19 protein-coding genes and 1 riboswitch are annotated in these 19,035 nt (G+C 65.8%); of the genes, 9 read left to right on the forward strand and 10 right to left on the reverse strand.

Features of this window, described 5'->3' with window-relative positions:
• Position 1: 1 nt before the first annotated feature.
• The 3 genes from MP11Mi_RS05285 to MP11Mi_RS05295 form a co-directional block, all read right to left on the reverse strand.
• Positions 2-202: a type II toxin-antitoxin system antitoxin gene (locus tag MP11Mi_RS05285; protein WP_420041250.1), complete on the reverse strand. Its 201-nt coding sequence runs from the start codon at positions 200-202 to the stop codon at positions 2-4.
• Entirely contained in the window at positions 199-1,083 is an 885-nt protein-coding gene (locus MP11Mi_RS05290; RefSeq protein ID WP_420041251.1) for an SPFH domain-containing protein, read from the reverse strand. The genes MP11Mi_RS05285 and MP11Mi_RS05290 overlap by 4 nt, the downstream gene beginning before the upstream one ends.
• A gap of 77 nt (positions 1,084-1,160) precedes the next feature.
• Positions 1,161-2,810, reverse strand: coding sequence for an alkaline phosphatase D family protein (locus MP11Mi_RS05295; RefSeq protein ID WP_420041252.1), 1,650 nt, complete (start codon positions 2,808-2,810; stop codon positions 1,161-1,163).
• Positions 2,811-2,927: 117 nt separating this feature from the next.
• Between MP11Mi_RS05295 and MP11Mi_RS05300 the strand changes: the two genes are divergently transcribed.
• The gene (locus MP11Mi_RS05300; protein WP_420041253.1) at positions 2,928-3,995 is read left to right on the forward strand and encodes a metallophosphoesterase; all 1,068 of its coding nucleotides are present in this window, start codon (positions 2,928-2,930) and stop codon (positions 3,993-3,995) included.
• Here the strand turns inward: MP11Mi_RS05300 and MP11Mi_RS05305 are convergent.
• Positions 3,992-4,945: an ArgP/LysG family DNA-binding transcriptional regulator gene (locus MP11Mi_RS05305; protein ID WP_420042016.1), complete on the reverse strand. Its 954-nt coding sequence runs from the start codon at positions 4,943-4,945 to the stop codon at positions 3,992-3,994. The genes MP11Mi_RS05300 and MP11Mi_RS05305 overlap by 4 nt on opposite strands.
• A 79-nt stretch (positions 4,946-5,024) precedes the next feature.
• Here MP11Mi_RS05305 and MP11Mi_RS05310 point away from each other — a divergent pair, with 79 nt between their 5' ends.
• Together MP11Mi_RS05310 and MP11Mi_RS05315 are read left to right on the forward strand one after the other, a co-directional pair.
• Positions 5,025-5,654, forward strand: coding sequence for a LysE/ArgO family amino acid transporter (locus tag MP11Mi_RS05310; RefSeq protein ID WP_420042017.1), 630 nt, complete (start codon positions 5,025-5,027; stop codon positions 5,652-5,654).
• Positions 5,655-5,846: 192 nt separating this feature from the next.
• Positions 5,847-6,713 carry an alpha/beta fold hydrolase gene (locus MP11Mi_RS05315; protein ID WP_420041254.1) on the forward strand — a complete coding sequence of 289 codons (867 nt, stop codon included), beginning with the start codon at positions 5,847-5,849 and terminating at the stop codon, positions 6,711-6,713.
• Here the strand turns inward: MP11Mi_RS05315 and MP11Mi_RS05320 are convergent.
• A complete protein-coding gene (locus MP11Mi_RS05320; RefSeq protein ID WP_420041255.1) occupies positions 6,710-7,882 on the reverse strand; it encodes an ATP-grasp domain-containing protein in 1,173 nt (390 codons plus the stop codon). The genes MP11Mi_RS05315 and MP11Mi_RS05320 overlap by 4 nt on opposite strands.
• A gap of 113 nt (positions 7,883-7,995) precedes the next feature.
• Between MP11Mi_RS05320 and MP11Mi_RS05325 the strand changes: the two genes are divergently transcribed.
• Positions 7,996-8,922, forward strand: coding sequence for an EamA/RhaT family transporter (locus MP11Mi_RS05325; protein ID WP_420041256.1), 927 nt, complete (start codon positions 7,996-7,998; stop codon positions 8,920-8,922).
• A gap of 36 nt (positions 8,923-8,958) precedes the next feature.
• On the opposite strand, the gene thiG is transcribed toward MP11Mi_RS05325, so the two are convergent.
• The 3 genes from thiG to MP11Mi_RS05340 form a co-directional block, all read right to left on the reverse strand.
• Positions 8,959-9,717: a thiazole synthase gene (thiG, locus tag MP11Mi_RS05330; protein WP_420041257.1), complete on the reverse strand. Its 759-nt coding sequence runs from the start codon at positions 9,715-9,717 to the stop codon at positions 8,959-8,961.
• Complete coding sequence (gene thiS, locus MP11Mi_RS05335) at positions 9,710-9,907, reverse strand: sulfur carrier protein ThiS (RefSeq protein WP_420041258.1); 198 nt, start codon at positions 9,905-9,907, stop codon at positions 9,710-9,712. Before thiS ends, thiG begins: the two co-directional genes overlap by 8 nt.
• A 35-nt stretch (positions 9,908-9,942) precedes the next feature.
• On the reverse strand, positions 9,943-10,965 hold the full coding sequence (locus MP11Mi_RS05340) for an FAD-dependent oxidoreductase (RefSeq protein ID WP_420041259.1): 1,023 nt from the start codon (positions 10,963-10,965) through the stop codon (positions 9,943-9,945).
• Positions 10,959-11,070, reverse strand: a riboswitch (TPP riboswitch). (Overlaps the previous gene by 7 nt.)
• A gap of 27 nt (positions 11,071-11,097) precedes the next feature.
• Here MP11Mi_RS05340 and thiE point away from each other — a divergent pair.
• Both thiE and MP11Mi_RS05350 read left to right on the forward strand, forming a co-directional pair.
• Complete coding sequence (gene thiE / locus MP11Mi_RS05345; RefSeq protein WP_420041260.1) at positions 11,098-11,775, forward strand: thiamine phosphate synthase; 678 nt, start codon at positions 11,098-11,100, stop codon at positions 11,773-11,775.
• 262 nt (positions 11,776-12,037) lie between these two features.
• Positions 12,038-12,406, forward strand: coding sequence for a hypothetical protein (locus MP11Mi_RS05350; RefSeq protein WP_420041261.1), 369 nt, complete (start codon positions 12,038-12,040; stop codon positions 12,404-12,406).
• Between the two features lie 13 nt (positions 12,407-12,419).
• Here MP11Mi_RS05350 and MP11Mi_RS05355 read toward each other — a convergent pair whose 3' ends face one another.
• Complete coding sequence (locus MP11Mi_RS05355) at positions 12,420-12,881, reverse strand: NUDIX hydrolase (RefSeq protein ID WP_420042018.1); 462 nt, start codon at positions 12,879-12,881, stop codon at positions 12,420-12,422.
• Between the two features lie 143 nt (positions 12,882-13,024).
• Here MP11Mi_RS05355 and MP11Mi_RS05360 point away from each other — a divergent pair, with 143 nt between their 5' ends.
• From MP11Mi_RS05360 to MP11Mi_RS05370, 3 genes are read left to right on the forward strand one after another with little or no spacing between them, the layout of a single operon-like run.
• A complete protein-coding gene (locus MP11Mi_RS05360; protein WP_420041262.1) occupies positions 13,025-14,476 on the forward strand; it encodes an MCP four helix bundle domain-containing protein in 1,452 nt (483 codons plus the stop codon).
• Positions 14,473-15,486: a glutamate ABC transporter substrate-binding protein gene (locus MP11Mi_RS05365; RefSeq protein WP_420041263.1), complete on the forward strand. Its 1,014-nt coding sequence runs from the start codon at positions 14,473-14,475 to the stop codon at positions 15,484-15,486. Before MP11Mi_RS05360 ends, MP11Mi_RS05365 begins: the two co-directional genes overlap by 4 nt.
• 5 nt (positions 15,487-15,491) lie before the next feature.
• Entirely contained in the window at positions 15,492-17,879 is a 2,388-nt protein-coding gene (locus MP11Mi_RS05370; protein ID WP_420041264.1) for a serine/threonine-protein kinase, read from the forward strand.
• A gap of 1 nt (position 17,880) precedes the next feature.
• Here the strand turns inward: MP11Mi_RS05370 and MP11Mi_RS05375 are convergent, their stop codons facing one another.
• The gene (locus MP11Mi_RS05375) at positions 17,881-18,966 is read right to left on the reverse strand and encodes an HtaA domain-containing protein (RefSeq protein ID WP_420041265.1); all 1,086 of its coding nucleotides are present in this window, start codon (positions 18,964-18,966) and stop codon (positions 17,881-17,883) included.
• Positions 18,967-19,035 lie beyond the last annotated feature (69 nt).

Consider the following 19,035-nt stretch of genomic DNA (forward strand, 5'->3'; position numbering starts at 1 on the left):
TCTAACCCGACGGTCGATCAGCTGACCCCTTCGGACTCCGACCGACCTGTTTCAACGCGAGTCGCAGCGCGTACTCGAGTTGCGCGTTGACGCTGCGCAGATCGTCGGCGGCCCACTTGGCGATCGCACTGTGCACGTCCGGATCCAAGCGCAGTAGGACCTTCTTCGGTGCACGCTTGGCGGATTGTTCGACCTCGGTCATCCGTACAGCGAGCCAGCGTTCACCACGGGCTGGGTGGCTCGGTCGCCGCACAAGACGACGAGAAGATTCGACACCATGCTGGCCCGACGCTCCTCGTCGAGTTCCACGACGCCCTGCTCGGCGAGACGATCCAACGCGAGGCCGACCATGCCGACCGCGCCTTCGACGATCTGCTGACGCGCGGCGACGACCTGAGCTGCCTGCTGCCGGACCAGCATCGCCTGGGCGATCTCGGGCGCGTACGCGAGATGAGTAATGCGCGCTTCGATGACCTCAATGCCCGCGGTCGCGGTACGCTCGCGCAGTTCGTCCGTCAGTTCCTCGGCGACGGTCGCGCCATCGCGCAGACTCGTGCGGTCATCCTGGTGGGCGTCATACGGATGGATCGTCGCTAGATGCCGGACCGCAGCCTCCGACTGCGTCGCGACATACTGTTCGTAGTCGTCGACCGCGAACGCGGCTTTAAAGCTGTCGACCACCCGGTAGACGACGACGGCCGCGATCTCGACCGGGTTGCCGTCGGCATCGTTCACTTTGAGCATCTGGGTCTCGAAGTTCCGCACGCGCAACGAGATCGACTGCTTATCAGAGAGCGGCACGAGTAACGAGAACCCTGGCTCGGCGACTGACCCGATGTAGCGCCCGAAGAACTGGACGACCTTGGCCTCGTTCGGTCCGACGACGGTCAGTCCGGTCAGCGTGAGGAGCGCCACGACACCGACGATGATCGAGACGACGACGAGAACGACCCATGCGGGCGACCCTCCGTCAGACAGCATCGCGATCGATGTGATGGCAGCGGCCGCGCAGATCGCGATCACCACGATCCCGCCGATCAATCCAAAGAAGCCGTTCGTCCGCCAGGCTTGACGTAGTTCCATCACGCTCCCCTACTATCGAAGTGATATCACCACGGTATCGACTTTCAGCGTCACTCGCCCAAGTCGAACCAGGCGGGTCAGGACTTCGTCATCCGGCGCGAACCGTTTTTCACCGTCCACGACTGCGCATGCCGCTGCCCCGTACGACGGTCAGTGAGGTCGTCGACGAAGTACCAGTCCATCCGAGCGGCCGACGGCGTGATGGTCATGACGCCGTAGCCGTGCTCGTCGGTGTCGACCCAGCGCGTGTGGTGGTTGGTCGCCATGATGGCGGCGGCTGCCACACCGCCGACGGTGTGTTCGGGTACCTTCACGATGTCATCGAGGTTGTTCGACGTCACCGACGTCACGACGAACTCAGTGGCGACAGTTCCCGCGCCCGGGTAGTCCGCGGCCTTTCGCGGGATGTCGTTGGCCCACGACATGTGGATGTCGCCGGTGATGAAGACGACGTTCTTCTTACCGGCGGCGTCGACGGCGTCGAGCAGCCGCTGACGGTCGGCGACGTACCCGTCCCACTGGTCGCCGTTGAACGGGACGCCGTTCTCCGGAATGCCGACCAGATCGGTGATCGCCTTAGTGCGTGCCGGGTCGAGCGGCGGGATGAGCAGCGGCGAGATCATCACCGAGTTGCCGATGATCTGCCACGTCGCATCCGACGTAGCGATACCGTTCTTCACCCACTCCATCTGGCGGCGCCCCATGATGGTGCGGTCGGGGTCGTCAGACTCGCGGGAGAAGCGCTCGGCCGAAATATCGCGGTAGGTGCGCAAATCGAGCATCGACAGCTCCAGCAGATCGCCATACGCGAGACGCCGGTAGATGTGACGGTTGTCGGAGGAGACCTGCGGACGCACCGGCATCCACTCGAAGTAGGCACGATCGGCGTGCGCCTTGCGCTGCGCCCACGGCCCCTGCGACCGCTTGTGGTTCTCGGCGCCGCCCGACCACTGGTCGTTCGCGGCCTCGTGGTCGTCCCAGGTGGCGATGAACGGATGCTGCCGATGCACGGCTTGCAGGTCCGGATCGGTCTTGTACTGCCCGTGGCGGATCCGGTAGTCGGCGAGCGAGACTATGTCCCTGGCCGGCTCGTGCCGACGGACGACGCCGTCCTTCCCCGCGTACCCGCCGGGCCCGTACTCGTACAGGTAGTCACCGAGGTGGATGACGGCGTCGAGGTCGGTCCGGTCGGCGAGGAAGCGGTATGAGCTGAAGTAGCCGGCTTCCCAATTCGAGCAGCTCACCACTCCGAAACGGACGCGCGCGACATCTGCGCTCGCGGCGGGCGCGGTCTTGGTCCGACCGATCGGCGACACCGAGCCGACCGCCGATCCGCCCGTGACACGGAAGCGATACCAATAGGTGGTCGCCGGACGCAGGCCCGCCGCATCAACCTTGGCGGTGTGGTCGCGGGAAGCGTCAGTGACGACGGATCCTGAGGCGACGATCCGGTTGAAGTTCGGGCTGCCGGAGATCTCCCAGGTGATGGACGATGAGCCGCCTCGGCGCGACCCCGGAGTCGCGTCCGCGCTCGGCGTGACTCGGGTCCACAAGATGACCCGATCGGGCAACGGATCCCCCGAGGCGACCCCGTGGCGGAACGCGGACGACGGGGAGGCGTCGGCCGGGCCCGCGGCGGAGGGCAGCCCGACGACTATCGCTCCGGCGCCCGCGGCTCCGATGAAGCTGCGGCGGGTGAACACGGACGAGGCTATTGACTGGGACACCGCGCTGACGGTTCCACACAGCGATGACCGGACGGGAACGCGCGAGAGAACGTGCGGGACCAATCTGTCGACCTCGTAGTCACCCGCCGTTCACCCGCTCATGCCAGTATCGATCGCATGATCGAGAACAGCCCAGATTCGGTCGGTCCGGATCGTCGTACGTTCCTCGCCGGAGCCGCCACCGTCGCCGGTACCGCTGCCGTCATCGGCGCGTCTGGCGCACTGTCGCCCGATGCTGTCGCCGCACAACGGTTTCCACTTCGATTCCAAGCCGAACGACTCCGCGTGCTCGTCACCGGGGACGCCGGCACCGGCGAGAAGCCGCAGTACGCGGTGGCCGACGAGGCCCGGAGACTGCACGCCGCCGACCCGTTCGACATCGCCGTCGGCCTCGGCGACAACATCTATGAGGCCGGACCGGACGGCCCGGACGATCGGCAGTTCCGAACCAAGTTCGAAAACCCGAACGCGGGCCTCGACTTCCCGTGGCTGATGGCACTCGGCAATCACGACAACACGGCGATCTTCCCTGGCGACGGCGGCTGGCTACTGCGCGGCGACGACGAGGTGAAATACCACTCACGGTCGCGCCGTTGGTACATGCCGTCGCGCTACTACTCGGTGGAACTCGGAGTCGCCGACTTCTTCATCCTCGATCTGAACCCGTTGGCCGCCTACATTCCGCCGTTCCTCTCGCCGGAGTGGGAGCCGGGCGGGCACTATATGACTCGGCAGGCTCGTTGGCTCGACAAAGCCCTCGCCGCGTCGACCGCCCCGTGGAAGTTCGTCTGCACCCACCACCCGTACGCGAACAACGGGCCGCACGGCCCGGCGGGCGACTACGACGGACTGCCCGCCCCGCTGAGCGGAGGTGCGGCGAAGACGTTCTTCGAACGGCATGTCGCGGGCCGCGCACAGTTCCTGATGTCGGGTCACGACCACAGCCAGCAGGTCCTCGAGAACGTCGCGGGTCTGCGCGGTACTCGTCAGATCGTCTCGGGTGCTGCCGCTAAGACCGTGAACAAGACGTCCTCGAAACGCTTCCGTGCCCGCTACGAGAATCTTCGGGACCGCGGATTCATGACGCTCGACATCACACCGTCGACTGTCGGGCTCGCCGCGTACGAAGTGTCGCCGAGCCGATCCGGCGCGCGGAAGGCGTTCGAGACCGCGTATCGCCGCTAACGGCGCGCGATGCCGGGCACCGGCGGCGTACCTCGCCGCGGCGGGACCAGTTCCGCGCGTGCATGCGCTACCACGATGTCAGTGAGCGCGGTAACCAGCGGAGACCGCAGTTTCCAGTACTGCCAGTACAACGGGATGTCGAGGGGTTTACGCGAGAGCGGGACGAGGCCCGCCCCGATGTGAGTGTCGGCGATCTCCACCTCGGGCACCGCACCCCAGCCGATACCGGCTTGAATCGCACGACGGTACTCGGCGGCCGCCGGGATGTAGGTGACCGGCGGGGAGATCGGCTCGGACACCAGGTGGTTAAGCGCCTTCAGCTGGAGGTGATCGTTGTGGTCGAACATCACCATCGGCGCGTAGCGCATGTCCCGGGCACGCGCCCCGTCCGGCAGCCAGTGCTCAATGAACGCCGACGTCGCCACCGGAAAGTAGCGGAGCGAGCCGAGTTCGACGGTCTCGCAGCCGCGTACCACTACCGGGTCGGAGGTGACCACGCCTACGACGTCGCCGGCCCGAAGCAATGCGGTCGTCACGCTCTCGTCGTCGCGGTGCAGGTCGATGTCGACCGGGTGCGCGTCGTGGAACTCGGCGATCACTGGAAGGAACCAGGTGGCGAGCGAATCCGCGTTACAAGCGATCTGGATACTCACGCGTGGCAGTCTCCGCCGGTCGAGGTCCGGTTCGTGCGCGATCCCGGTGAGCTCGCCCTGCGCTTCGGCAACGAGTAAGGACCACTGTTCGCCGAGCCTCGCGAGGATCTCGCCGTCGGGCGTCGCCGTCACGGGTTTGACACGCCGGACCAGGATTCGGCCGACCGAGTGCTCAAGGGCTTTGATGCGCTGACTCACCGCGGACGGCGTGACGTGCAACGAAGCGGCTGCGGCCTCGAACGTGCCTTCCCGCAGCACAGCGGTCAAGGTCATCAGGCTCTCGGCGGAGACATCCATGTCGGGAATCACAGTTACCAATTCTAATGTTTATGCAGAATCACTATCTAGACTTACCGCTCTGGTGTTCCTACCGTCGATGAACGTGACCACGACTCTCCTGCTCACCGCGCTCACTGGACTGCTCACCGGCGCGGGGCTCATCATCGCCATCGGACCGCAGAACGTGTTCGTGCTCCGCCAAGGCATCAGCGGCACGCACGTCGTGCCGGTGATCGCAGTGTGCGTCGTCTCCGACATCGCGTTGATCAGCGCGGGCACCGTCGGTCTGGGTGCCGCGGTCACAGCTCATCCTGGGATCGTCACCGTCGCAAAGGCTGTCGGCGGAACATATCTCGTCGTGTTGGGTCTATTGGCCGCGAGACGTGCGTCGCGGCCGACCGCGTCGTCGATGAGCGACGACGGCACCGGACGCAACCGAGGAATGTGGGCGGCACTCGGTACCGCGCTCGCCCTGACCTGGCTGAACCCGCATACGTATCTGGACACGGTCCTCACCTTGGGATCCATCGCGAACAGTCATGCGGACTCCCGGTGGGCGTTCACAGTCGGCGCGTGCGTTGCGAGCCTCGTGTGGTTCATCGCTCTCGGGTTCGGCGCACGAAAGGCGGCTCCGATGTTCAGGTCGATCCGCGCGTGGCGGATCCTCGACTCGGCGATCGCGGTCGTCATGATCGCACTCGGCGTCGGCCTCGTTGCCATGAGCTGAGCCCGTGCAGCACGCGTCCGCGCACCGCGGATCGGTCAGATGTGAAACATGTTCGAGTTATGCTCCGAACGTGAAGATCCCACACGCGTTCCGTCTGACTGTCGTCGCCACGGCGGTAACCCCGCTGATCACACCGTCGGTCCGCTCGAATCGCTCAGCCGCACCGATCGCCACGAGCGTCACGGTGATTCGATGAGCGGCGAACTCATCGATGTCGGCGACGACGTGCAGATCTGGGCGTCGATCGATGGTGATGGCCCCACTGTCCTGTTGTCGGCAGGGCTCGGCATGCCAGCCCAGACGTGGACGTTCAGCGGTCTTCCAGACGCCCTCGTCGCCGCCGGATTCCGGGTCGTCACCTATTCGGCGCGTGGCGTCGCCCCGTCGTCGGCTCCGCCCGCCCCGTACTCGGTGCACGACATCGCCGCTGACGCCGCCGAAGTCCTCGACCACTTCGGAGTGAACGAGGCGATCGTTGTCGGCTACTCGATGGGCTGCTACATCTCGCAGGCACTGTTCGACGTGTGGGGCGGCACAGTCCGCGGCCTGGCGATGGTCGGCGGTCTCCGCTCGTCGACGATCGGAATGGTCGTCAACGAGATGGAACTCGAATTGATCGAGAAGCTCGGGGACGTCCCGGGATCGGTTTCGTTGTTCGAGCAACTGATGACCATCCCGTCGGCGGCGATTCTGCGTGACGACGCTCAAGTCGCGAACTGGCGCGGAATGCTCGCCGCCTCCGGCGAGAACGTGTGGACCACGGTCGACGGTCGGCGCGGGCAGACCCGGGCGTCATACGACTGGATGCGGCTAGGCGAACCGACGGTCGAACGGCTGGCAGACATTTCGTGTCCGACGCTGGTCGTCAGTTTCGGTGACGACCTGTTCTTCCCCTTCGCGGGATCACAGGAGGCGGCGTCGCATATCCCGGACGCGCACTGGCTACTCGTCGACGGTGTCGGCCACGGCGGCCTCATCTTCGATCCGGAGCGCCGCGCCACCAACGCCGTCACCGCGTTTTGCCGCGACCTGTCGGCCACGCTGCCGGTCGAGACCTAGATCGGCCGACCATCCCATTCGTGGTCGTGCATGAATCCGCCGTCGAGACCGACATGGTAGCGACGAGCGTCTCGCAGGATGCCCGCGTAAGCGATGGGCATCATGAAACCGGGTTTCCGGTCCCTCTTTGACGCGATCACGTCATCTGCCTTGCGCATCTCGGCGAAGAACTTCCGGAACGTGTTGTCCGGGTAGGACGTCTTCCGCCAGCCGTAGAGTGCCATGCCCGCGCCGATCATCGTCGTCCGATTCTTGGGTGGCGTGATCAGTTCGGTGTTCTCGCCGAAGAATGCGCGATCCACACGGTCCTCGTCCGTGAACATCATGATCCCGCTCGTGCCGCGCGGGTTGCATTCAATCGTGACGAGACCGCGTTCTGGGTGGTCGATGAAGTCGAGTCCGAGGTGCCCGGTGAACTCGAACTCCTTCACCAGTCGGCGACTCCAGTCGACGACGCCGGGATGGTCGACGTGCTCAAACGTCAGGCAAGAACTGCCGCCGATCGCATAAGTGACCGGATACGTTGCGTGCGCGAACATTTCGCCGTCACGGCAGATCGAATACGTGCAGTACCGGTCGCCTTCTAGCCACTCCTGCGCGATCCACGGATTAGTCGGGTCGTAGGTGAGGTAACTCAGATCGTCGCCCGGGTACGCCTTGTACACCTTCTGGGACCCGCGCGAGTACGCCTGTTTGATCGCGAACGGCGTCGTGAACTCGCCCGACGCCGCGACAGCGTCTTCCGGTGACGAGATCTCGCGGAACTTGAGCGTCGAGATTCCGTGCTCGACGAGCGCATGCTGGTACTTGAGCTTGTTGTGGAGCGTGTCCTCGACTTCGAACGGGGAGAGGAACAGTTCACACGTCGGCGGGAACAGCCCGGCCATCATCGCGAGGATGTCGGTCTCTTCATGGATCGGGATGACGATGTCGACCTTCTCGCGTTCGACGATCGCCGCCAACTCCCGGCAGTACTCCTGCGGCTTGTACTTCGGCGGGCTGACCCGATGAAAAGCGGAAACAGCATTCGAATACTTGCTGACTCCGACGGCCATACTGTCGACGACCGTCACCTTATGTCCGGCGGCGGCCATACGGCGCGCCAGGTTGAGGGTCAGGAACGACCGCGCAAAGGTGATGAGGACGTGTCTACGCTCACTGGATGCCACGCATACAGACTAGACACAGACCAGTGGCTGCCGTGTACCGTGATGCACCTAGCGTCTCTTCCCTACTTGAATAGGACTCAGTTTTGTTCGCAATTGGCGTCATCGCTGCTGCAATGGCGGCGGTAGCCTACGGCGTTTCCACCGTATTGCGCGCGCTCGGCGCTCGGCGAGTGGCCGTCGAGATGCGGGAGAACCCGGAGACCGGACCGCACGCTTCGGAAGGGGCGGAGTCGTCGACACCGTCTGTCTCGTCGACGATGTCGACGATCGCCGACCCCGCGTTCCTCCTCGGCACCCTCATGGTGATCGTCGGTTTCGGCGGGGGCGCGCTCGCCGCGCGCTTCCTTCCATTGTTCTTAGCGCAGTCGATCGTGGCGGCGAACCTCGTCGTCACCGCACTGTTGGGCACAGTGCTGTTGAACATCACGCTGCACACGCGCGACTGGGTAGCGATCTGGCTCGTGGTGTTGTCGCTGTTCCTGTTGGGCGTCTCGTCGTCTCAGCACGCGCAGGATAATGTCGGGCGACCGTTCCACTGGGGACTGCTCGCCGCGACGATCGTGGTGTGTGCGATCGCACTGGCCAGTGTCTACACGCTCAAAAAGTATGCGGCCATAGTCGGCGGGGCCTCGGCCGGACTGCTGTTCGGCATCATCGCGATCGCGGTCCGCGTGTTGGACGGCATGGCGCCGTTCAGCCTCGTGACCATCCTGTCCGACCCGGCCGCCTGGTCGATCGCCGTCGCGGGTGCCGTCGGATTCTATGTTCAGACCGTCGCGCTACAGGTCGGCGCCGTGAACGGGGTGACCGCACTGCTGGTGGTCTTCGAAACCGCGGGCCCAAGCCTGATCGGCGTCCTCTTCCTGCACGACTCGGCGCGCCCAGGCTTGGCGTGGTTGGCGTTCGTCGGCTTCATCGGCGCCGTGGTGGGCGCTGTTCTCGTCGCCTGGTACAGCACCGGGGACCCCGACCACTTCGGCGAGGCTCCACCGGAAAAGGGCGGCTGGCACCGCGGACGCGAAAAACTCTCCGAAGGCTGACAGTCCTAGTCGAGATCTCTGACCGATCGGGCCCGTCTAGTCCCGTGCCGGACTGGACGCGTGCGCCCAGAACCGCTTCGGGATGCGCCCGGCACCTGCTGCCAGACGCCCGCCGATGACGGCATGCCGCATGGCCGACGCCATCGCCTCCGGATCGTTCGCACGGGTCACCGCGCTGGCGAGGAGGACTGCGTCGCAACCCAATTCCATGGCGAGCGCGGCATCGCTGGCGGTGCCGATCCCGGCATCGAGGACGACGGGGACTCCGGCGCGGGCGACGATCATCTCGATATTGTGCGGATTGGCGATACCGAGGCCGGTACCGATGGGGGATCCGAGTGGCATCACAGCCGCGACGCCCGCATCCTCCAGCCGACGTGCGAGGACCGGGTCGTCGTTGGTGTAGGCCATGACATCGAAACCGTCGGCGACGAGCGTCTCGGCGGCGTCGACCAGCTCAAGCGGATCGGGTAATAGGGTGTGATCGTCGGCGACCACTTCGAGCTTCACGAGATCGGTCTGGACGGCTTCGCGACCGAGTTGGGCGCACAGCACGGCTTCGTCGGTGGTGTGGCACCCCGCGGTGTTCGGCAGCACGTCGATGTCGAGTCGGTGCAGCAGGTCGAGGACACCGGTCCCCGACGTCGGGTCCACCCGACGCATCGCCACCGTTGTCAGTTCAGTGCCCGACGCGACGAGTGCACGTTCGAGGACGGCGAGGTTGACGGCACCACCGGTACCGGTGATCAGGCGTGACCCGTACTCGCGGCCTGCGACGGTGAACGCGTCAGCCACCCTGCACCGCCGTGAGGACGTCGATCTCGGAATAGTCGCCGATCTCTTCGCTCCACAGCGTCTTCGGGCGCACCACGCCGTCGACGGCGACGGCGATGCCCCGGTCCGGGAATCCCATGTGCGCGAGGAGTTTCGGTACGTCGACGGGACCGTCGATCTGTACGGTGTCGCCGTTGACGGTCAGTTCCATGGTCGTCTCATTTCTAATCGGGTTCTCGGGTGTTCTCACGCCAGCACGTCGATGAAGCGGGCCGCGGTCCACGGCGACAGCGCGATTCCGTTGCGGCCGTGCCCAGTCGCAACGAGCACTCGATCGTCGACCCGCTGCACGAACGGCACACCATCGGTGGACGACGGCCGGATTCCGGCAGCCACTTCGGCGAGCTCGTAAGTACTCAGGCCAGGCATGACGGCGATCGCGTCGGCGAGGAGATCAGCGACGCCGACGGCTTGCGGTCCGCGGTCGTCGGGGCCGGTCGCCTCGTACTGGGTGGCGCCGACGACTACGCCATCGGCGCGCGGCACAAGATAGATGGGACGACCGTGACGTCGCCCGCGGATCACGTGAACCGGCGGTGGCACCGACCACCGGGTTCGGCGCAGACGCAGGATCTCGCCCTTCTCGCCATGGATGGGTATGTCGGCTCCAGCGACGGCGGCAAGCACGGCGCTACCCAGTCCTGCCGCGATCAGGATCTGGTCGCCCGGCAGCTCGGTCGGGTCGTCGACGACAGTGGGAACGATCCGGGCACCCACTTCGCCCAGCCTCGCTTCGAGCGCTGCGACCAGTAGCCGATTGTCCACGGCGCCTTCGCCTTCGGCACGGTAGCCACCTGCGAGCCCGCGCGCCAGCGCGGTCTCGCAGCGCCGCAGCTCGGCTCCCGTCGACCGGGTCAACGTCGCGCCGGGGATGCGGTCGCGGACGAACCCGACTTGTTCGTCGAGGTAAGCGAGGTCGGTAGGGGACGCGGCGAGCAGAATGCTGTCGGTCGCCGTACGGACCGTCGGGTCGCCGAGTCGGGTGAGGAAGGCCGGCCACAACGCCGCCGACCGCGCGGACACGTCGAGAAGGCGATCCTCACCGGGATGGCCTTCGCCGAAGCATCCGAGCATTCCGCCTGCCACCTGCGCAGCCCGGGTGGCAGGTCCGGCGTCGTACACGGTCGTCGTCCACCCAGCGTCCGCAGCGGCCAGCGCGCACGCCAGCCCTATCGCACCGCCGCCGACGACGGAGAGTTCTCGTCCCACGTGGATCAAATCCCTTCGCCGGCATGATCCGGATCAGGTCAGACGGTCAGCGACGGCTCGGGTCGCACTCTCAGCCCGGCGCCGCGGACTCCCGTGTGCATCTTGGTTCCCCATCAGCCTACCGTTGCAAGCATGTCCCGCCGACCCCGCACCGCGCTCTCGAACGCTCGCCTGTATCTCTGCACCGACGCACGCCGGGAACGCGGAGACCTCTTCGATTTCGTCGCCGAAGCCGTCGCCGGCGGGGTGGACATCGTTCAGCTCCGCGACAAGGGCTCGCCGGGCGCGACGCAGTTCGGTGCACTCGACGCGTCAGCGGAGTTGAAGATTCTCGAGCAGCTACGCGACGTCGTCCACGCGGGCGGGGCCCTGCTGTCGGTGAACGACCGCGCCGACATCGCGCATGCCGTGCAAGCGGACGTCCTACACCTGGGTCAGGACGATCTTCCGCCGTCCGCCGCGCGAGCGATCGTCGGATCGGACATGGTGATCGGCAGGTCGACGCACGATGTCGACCAGATGCGCTCGGCCGTCGCGGACAGCGACGTCGACTACTTCTGCACAGGCCCGTTGTGGACCACACCAACCAAGCCCGGCAGGCCGGCCACTGGGCTCGACCTGGTGCGCGCCGCGGTCACCGACGCGGGTGGCAAACCGTGGTTCGCGATCGGCGGCATCGACCTCGAGCGGATCCCCGACGTCACCGGGGCGGGTGCATCCCGCATCGTCGTGGTCCGCGCGATCACCGGTGCCGCCGACCCTCGACGAGCGAGCACCGAGCTCAACGACGCGGTGCGCAGGCAGTGCTAGTGTGTTGCACACTATGACGTGGAAACTTCTCGTAACCCGCCGCAGCGGGGTCTGATTCGACCGACCCCCCGCTGCGGGTTCGTCGTCTCTCCACTCTTCTTCTCGTCGGTCACCTAATCTTCGACCGAAATGAACCGACGTGATGCATTCCATTCAGACCCAGCCGACATCCTGTACCCGTGACGGGCGCGGCGACCACCGTTCCGACCGACCCTGCGTCGACCGCCGCATGCCCGCCTGGTTCCCCAGGGAGGCGGCCACCATGACCACAGCACACTTCGACACGACCTACGCTCCCACCGGCGCGATCGCACTGGAGGCTTTCCGGTACGAGCATGGCCGCGCCGACATGATCCACTGCACCGCGGACATCCGGATCGCGCAACGAACAGTCAGACTGGAAGCGACAGCGTCCGGCGTCATCGGCGCCATGACATCGATGCTCTACGACATCGACGCGGGCGTCGAGATCGTCGCCTTCTCCCAACAGATCGACGACGACGAAGTCACCACATACCTGCGATGCAACGCCGACGGCCGACGCTGCTGGTCGTACGGGATCGCAAGCACGGCAGACGAGTCCGCCGTCGCCGCCCTGATCTCCGGAGCCAACCAACTGTCGAAGCGCTGAGACAGCCCGACTCTCAGCCGAGGCGATCCACCAGGCCCGGCCATGCGGCGGCCAGCCCCGGATGCAGCGGAAGTTCGGCGACCTTGGCGATCGGTACCCAGCGCAACTCCGTCGACTCGCCGTTCGGCGTGGTCGCGAGGAGAGAAGCAGCCTGAGCGAGCACCGTCGTGTAGGTCCACCCGCTCGACGCGCTATGCGTGACGACCGCGTCCACGACGTCGAGCTCGTCGCCCGAGATGCCAGCCTCCTCGAAGGCTTCCCGGACCGCGGCCTGCTCGACGGTCTCGTGTGAGTCGCGGGCGCCGCCCGGCAGACCCCATGTTCCGCCCTGATGCGACCAGATCGCGCGGTGCTGTAGCAGCACAGCGACACCGTCGTCGGTGGCCGCGGTCAGCAGGAGTCCGGCTGCACCGTGGCGTCCCCAGTACCGCTGCCCGTCGGCGTCGAAGACCCAGCCGTCGCCGTCTCCCTGCACGCTGCCGTCTCCCTGCCGTCGCACGTCGATGATCGTTGCCGTCGGCATGAACCCGACGACTCGCCACTCACCGTACCGGGTGTTGCCCACCGATCGTAGGCACGACGACTAGGCTGAAAACCGACCCAAATGAAGGGAATGTCGTGACCGGGCAGGTTTCGGGAGTGCGTTCGGCACTCACGCATGCCGGTCGTACGGTCATCCCGGATCGGGGCAGCTCCGGCCCAACCCTTCGCCAGGTGATCGCCGACCGCCGCGAACTCGCCGCGATGACGCGCGAACGAGTCAGCTCACCGCTCGTTGCCTTCCGCTTCTACGCGACGACCACGCCGGGAAAACTCGTCATAATCCTGCTCGCGATGGTCCTCGCCTGCACGCTCACCGGCTGGTACTCGTCCGCGTCGCTGACCACCCGCAGCGAGACGCTCTCGGCATTGATCGACCGAAGTGAGCCGCAGGCGGAAGCCGCCGAGACCCTGTACAGCTCACTGTCGGTAGCCGACGCGTCCGCGAACTCGGCATTTATCTCCGGTGGACGCGAGTCACCCGAATTGCGCGCCTCGTTCACCGACTCCATCGCCACCGCGTCCACTGCACTGATCGCCGCGACCGACGGCTACCGCAATGACGCCTCCGCACACACCGACGATGAAGAGGGCGCTCGGGCCGACCTCAATACGCTCGCCGTCAAGATCCCCGAATACACCGGACTCGTCGAGACCGCGCGAACCAACAATCGACTCGGCTACCCCGTCGGGTCGGCGTATCTGACCGTCGCATCGACCCTCATGCAGGAGACGATTCTCCCTGCGGCCCAACGACTCTACGAGCAACGGTCGGCCGCTATCTCCGAGCCGCAACGCACCCTGACCGTGCCGCCCTGGGGCGTGTACGTCGCACTGTTCCTGATCATCACCATGCTCGTCGGCACGGGACGATATCTGGCGCGCCGTACGCGTCGCCACTTCAACATCGGTCTGATCGCGGCGCTGACGGCGCTCGGACTCGGCACCGTCTGGCTGCTGGTGTCCGGTCTGACGTCAGTCGCCGCCGCTAACACGGCAAAGGAGTCGGGAGCCGATCCGTTGCACACCCTGACCAGCATGCGGATCCTCACCCAGCAGGCTCGGTCCGCCGAGACGCTGTCGTTGGTGCGCCGGTCCGACCCGGGAGAACTGGACCGCATGTTCGAGACGTCGATGGCCGAAATCGTCGCCCACGCAGACGACCTCCAGGGTTCGGCCGAACTCGACGACGACGCGGGCATCACCGATCCGCTCGACGACGTGAAGTCGGCAATCGAACGCTGGCGTTCGGCACACACCGAAGTGGGCAGGCTGCTGACCGCCGGAGACTTCACGAGCGCCCGCTCGCTCACCGTCGGCGACGGCGCGATCAGCACCGCCACTGGCTACAGCGAAGCGAACGACGCCCTCGTCAAAGCCATCGCGGAGGCACGCTCAACGTTCCGCACCAACATCAACACCGCCCAACGGGTCCTCGGTTTCACCGGGACCGGGATCGCCGTACTGTGCGGTGTGGCAGCTATCGCCGTCTTCGGCGGTCTGTTCCCACGGATCCGGGAGTACCGATGAGCCGTACGAAAGTTCGGCCCAAAGGTATCCATCGCTTCCTGTCGGTGGCTGTGCTCGCGGTCGCAGTCGCGGTCGGTGTCGCCGCCTGCGGCGAACAGGCTCAGCAGAACGGCAACCCGCCGACCACGACCGCCGAGATACCACTCCCACCCGATGTCACCTTCGACGGCTCGGTCAACGGACCCGCCCCGTCCGACGAGTCGACCAACTGCGACACGTCGAGCCTTCGGCCGGACGAGCCGCTCCCCCCACCCGGCGAGATGCCGCGACATTCGACAATGGAAGAGATCTACAAACGTGGACGCCTCGTCGTCGGCACCGACCTCGGATCCAATCCGTTGAGCTTCCGCGACCCGTTGACCGGCGACGTCATGGGATTCGATGTCGACGTCGCACACTGGATCTCCGAAGCGATCTTCGGCGACCCGAACCGGATCGACTACCGGATGGTGTCGACAGACGACCGGGTCGACGCGTTGACCAACGGATCGGTCGACATCGTCGTCAAGTCGATGTCGGTCACCTGCGAACGGCTAGCGTCGATCGACTTCTCGATCCCGTATTTCGAAGCATCCCAACGGATCCTCGCCTACCGCCACACCGGCATCGAGAGCGTCTCCGACCTGAACGGCAAACGGGTGTGCGCGACGTCGTCGTCGACGTCGGCCGGTCGGGTCAAAGCGCTGGCGCCGAAGGCGGAATTCGCGACGACCGCCAGTTGGGCGGACTGTCTGGTGATGATGCAGCAGGGCAGCGTGGACGCCATCACATCCGACACCCCGATCCTCGCGGGCATCGCCGCCCAAGACCCGTGGGCCAAAGTGGTCGGCGAGAGCCTCGGCGGGGAGAACTACGCCGTCGGCGTCGCCAAAGGGCATCCCGACCTGGTCCGGTTCATCAACGGGGTTCTCGCGCAACGCCGCACCGACGGCAGTTGGCAGACGTCCTACGACCGTTGGCTGTCAGTCCTCGGCCCTGGATCACCCCCTCCGTACACCTACCGCGATTGATGACGATGAGCGACAACACTGACGACGTCCCGACCGACCCCGTCCACACGGTGCCGTCGGGGATGGTTGACGACGGCCCCGCCACTCAGGCGACAGCTGCGGCTGCCCCCGTATCGACGGTCGGCACGACGCCGGTCGCGCTCGGCACGCAGGGCACCCAAGTTCGGCGGCTGTTCGAGGACATCACGTCATCGCGCCGCAAGATCCGCAAGGGCCCATCGCACATTCACGACCGGCGTCTCGGCAGCGGCCTCGTGCATCTCCCGGACGTCACCGACATCGATCCGGCCGACGCGGTACTCGCCGACCCGATGATCGTCGAGTCCAAGCGGTATTGCTGGAAGTGCGGAGCCGAAGTCGGCCGAAGTTCCGGCCCGGGGAAGGGCCCCGCCCAAGGTACCTGCCCGAATTGCGGGTCGCGCTACTCGTTCGTGCCAGGTCTCGCCCGCGGGACGATGGTCGCCGACCAATACGAGATCGCGGGCGCCATCGCGCACGGCGGCATGGGATGGATCTACCTGGCCGTCGACCACAATGTGTCCGACCGCCCCGTCGTGCTCAAGGGCCTGTTGAACTCGTCGGATTCGCAAGCGCAAGCCGTCGCCATAGCCGAACGCCAGTTCCTGGCGTCGGTGAACGATCCCGGCATCGTGAAGATCTTCAACTTCGTCGAGTGGGCCGACGACGACGGCCGACTATTCGGCTATATCGTGATGGAGTACGTCGGCGGTCACACGCTCAAACAGTTGACCACCGGCCCGACCGGCAAGACCAAGCCGATGCCCGTCGAACAGGCGATGGCGTACGTCCTCGAAGTGTTGTCGGCCGTCGGCTACCTGCATTCGGTCGGGCTCGTCTACAACGACGTGAAACCCGACAACATCATGATCACCTCCGACGAGGTGAAATTGATCGACCTCGGCGCGGTCTCGGCTGCCAACGGATACGGACGCCTGTACGGCACGCCCGGATTTCAGGCGCCGGAGATCGTCGAGACCGGACCTCAGGTCGTCACCGACATCTATTCGATCGGCCGCACACTCGCCGTGCTGACCGTCGACATGCCGATGGAGGACGGACGCTACGTCGACGGACTCCCCGACCCGGAAACCACCCCGACGTTCGTCGAGAACCCGTCGTTTTACTTCCTGCTGCAGCGCGCTACGTCGACGGACCCGGCCGAACGATTCGAGTCCGCCGAAGAGATGACAACGCAGGTCCTCAACGTGCTGCGTGAGACCGTCGCCCTCCACACCGGTGTGCCCCGGCCGTCGATGTCGACTGTCTTCACACCCCAGCGTTCGACGTTCGGGACCGCACTCCTGTTGGCGCCTGTTGACGGGTTCTTCGACCCGAAGGACGCCGCAATCCACGACCCGGCCGATATCGCCCGCGCGCTCCCGATACCGCTCGTCGACCCCGCCGATCCGGCGGCCAGCGTGCTCACGTCGGCCGCGCTCTCCTACCCGCGCCAAACGCTGGACACGATCAAAGCGGCTCGCGCCGAAGGATTCTCGACACTGATGTCGCCCGACCAGGTGCCATACCCCCGGCAGAACGCCGAGCATCCGTCGTTGGAGATCGATCTCGCTGAGGCCCGCGCACATCTGGAGTTGGGCAACCTCGACACCGCGTTGCAACTACTACGGGAGGTCGCGGGCAACCATGGAGACTCGTGGCGCCTGCACTGGTTTCTCGGCATCTGCGCGCTCCTCAACGCCGAACCTGAACTCGCCTACGACCGATTCCGCGAAGTGCTCGAAGCGCTGCCCGGCGAGGTCGCACCGAAGCTGGCCGTGGCGGGTACCGCCGAACTGATCGGCTACTGGCTCGCCGCCGAAGGTCTGTCGACCAACGAGCAGGCCGCCCAGGTGGAACGCTGGTACGACATCGCCCGCCAGGCGTACCACGACCTGTGGCTCACTGACCACGCCATCGTCACCGCCGCGTTCGGTTATGCACGGATGCTGCTGTCCGAAGGGGAGATCGCGCAGGCTATCGAACCGCTCGACGAGGTGCCGATCACCAGCAGACACTTCGGCACCGCGCAGATCAGTGCGATCCTGGCTCTGGTACATGGCCGTCCCCCCGCCGACATCACGACAGACGAGCTATTCGAGGCGTCGACTCGGTTCGACCAGATCGGGCTCGACGATCCGCGTCGCCGACGTTTGAAGTTGATCATTCTCGGCAGCGCACTCGGCTGGATCGAAGCGCACCCGGAACGGGGCGAGGGCGAGGACTTCCTCGGCTTCCCGTTCACCGAGTCCGGTCTGCGGGCGGGTACTGAGCGGTCGCTGCGCGAGTTGGCGCGCGCCACTCGCGACAACCGCGCCCACCGTTTCCTCCTTGTCGACCTCGCGAACCTGGTCCGCCCCGCAACGCTCTTCTAACCTAGAAGCGAATCGACAACGGCTCGGCTCGCGACAGCGACAGCGCGGCCAGCGAAGTCGGGGTGATGCCGCCGCGGAAAGTTGTGCCGATCCCGGCGACGTCCAGGCTCTTACCCAGGCGTTCCGCCTGATCCGACGACAGGTGCAGGTCCGCGATGTCGATCCGGTGCAGGCGGTCGTCGCCGTTCATGTCGGTCGACGACGTCTTTATCGACAGGACTGCGCGGGGGCCGTTCACTCGGATGATCGGGTCGGCGAGGGCGATCTCGAGCAGGTGGAATCGGGTGTAGACGACGGCGGTGCCGTGGTACCGGAGTTCGCCACGACCGTTCCGAATCGTGTTGTCGGCGAGTTCGAACGTCATGTCGCCTCGGTCGTTGACGTCGGCTCCGTCCTTGCCGGAAAGTGCGCCTTCGGTAGCCGCAACCGCGTCGGCGAATGTCGACGAGTATCCCCAGACGAGGTTTTGCTCGGCAGGTTTCGGCGTGTTCGGTCCGGGCGTGGTCGAGTAGTTGATCGGGACGTACTTTTCTTGCGCGGCGTTGACTGCGTTCGCGGCGCCGTACGTGTAGACGCCCCAGCGTTTGTTCGCGGGCGCATTCTCTGGTGTTGCCAGCGTCAAGCGGGCGGTGAATCGGCCGTGCGCGTCGAGCGGGATCCACTGCTGCCGGATGGTGCGCCGCAGGTCGAACGGCGCGCCGGGCACCTTGCGGAGCGCAGAGCGCGAGAGTGCCCACTTGGTGTTGCCGCGGACCTCCGAGCGCGCGGACGCGGGTGCTCCCGTGGACGGCTGCCACGTCGGAGCGAAGCCGCCGAACGTGACGAAGGTGCCGTGCGGGACCCCCGGCGGGACGGGGACCGGCAGGCCGGAGGTGTTGGCGGCCGGATCGAAACCGGAGCCCCTAACCACCACCTGGTCGCCTGGGTGCAGTTCGGTGTCGCCGACTGGGGTCGTGCCGTCGGCCAGGTAGAGGCTGAGCCCAGGCGTGAACCGTTCGGCATGCGCCGACCCGACGCCGAGCGCAGTCCCCGCAGGAATGCACAGCGCGACGATGAATACGACGGCGAGACCACGAAACCGAGACATAAAGCTGAGCCTAACCTACTGTTCTACGTGTTCGATTCGGCCTTTAGTCCTATGTCGTGCCGAAATGTT

It is taken from the genome of Gordonia abscondita (assembly GCF_032711245.1).
GTDB lineage: Bacteria > Actinomycetota > Actinomycetes > Mycobacteriales > Mycobacteriaceae > Gordonia.

Excerpts from the sequence above, each read along its gene's own strand:
- MP11Mi_RS05365 (WP_420041263.1), top strand. The coding sequence starts at position 14,473 with ATGAGCCGTACGAAAGTTCGGCCCAAAGGTATCCATCGCTTCCTGTCG.
- MP11Mi_RS05315 (WP_420041254.1), top strand. The coding sequence starts at position 5,847 with ATGAGCGGCGAACTCATCGATGTCGGCGACGACGTGCAGATCTGGGCG.
- MP11Mi_RS05300 (WP_420041253.1), top strand. The coding sequence starts at position 2,928 with ATGATCGAGAACAGCCCAGATTCGGTCGGTCCGGATCGTCGTACGTTC.
- MP11Mi_RS05370 (WP_420041264.1), top strand. The coding sequence starts at position 15,492 with ATGAGCGACAACACTGACGACGTCCCGACCGACCCCGTCCACACGGTG.
- MP11Mi_RS05310 (WP_420042017.1), top strand. The coding sequence starts at position 5,025 with ATGAACGTGACCACGACTCTCCTGCTCACCGCGCTCACTGGACTGCTC.
- MP11Mi_RS05290 (WP_420041251.1), bottom strand. The coding sequence starts at position 1,083 with ATGGAACTACGTCAAGCCTGGCGGACGAACGGCTTCTTTGGATTGATC.
- MP11Mi_RS05325 (WP_420041256.1), top strand. The coding sequence starts at position 7,996 with ATGGCGGCGGTAGCCTACGGCGTTTCCACCGTATTGCGCGCGCTCGGC.
- MP11Mi_RS05350 (WP_420041261.1), top strand. The coding sequence starts at position 12,038 with ATGACCACAGCACACTTCGACACGACCTACGCTCCCACCGGCGCGATC.
- thiS (WP_420041258.1), bottom strand. The coding sequence starts at position 9,907 with ATGGAACTGACCGTCAACGGCGACACCGTACAGATCGACGGTCCCGTC.
- MP11Mi_RS05305 (WP_420042016.1), bottom strand. The coding sequence starts at position 4,945 with ATGGATGTCTCCGCCGAGAGCCTGATGACCTTGACCGCTGTGCTGCGG.
- thiE (WP_420041260.1), top strand. The coding sequence starts at position 11,098 with ATGTCCCGCCGACCCCGCACCGCGCTCTCGAACGCTCGCCTGTATCTC.
- MP11Mi_RS05285 (WP_420041250.1), bottom strand. The coding sequence starts at position 202 with ATGACCGAGGTCGAACAATCCGCCAAGCGTGCACCGAAGAAGGTCCTA.
- MP11Mi_RS05375 (WP_420041265.1), bottom strand. The coding sequence starts at position 18,966 with ATGTCTCGGTTTCGTGGTCTCGCCGTCGTATTCATCGTCGCGCTGTGC.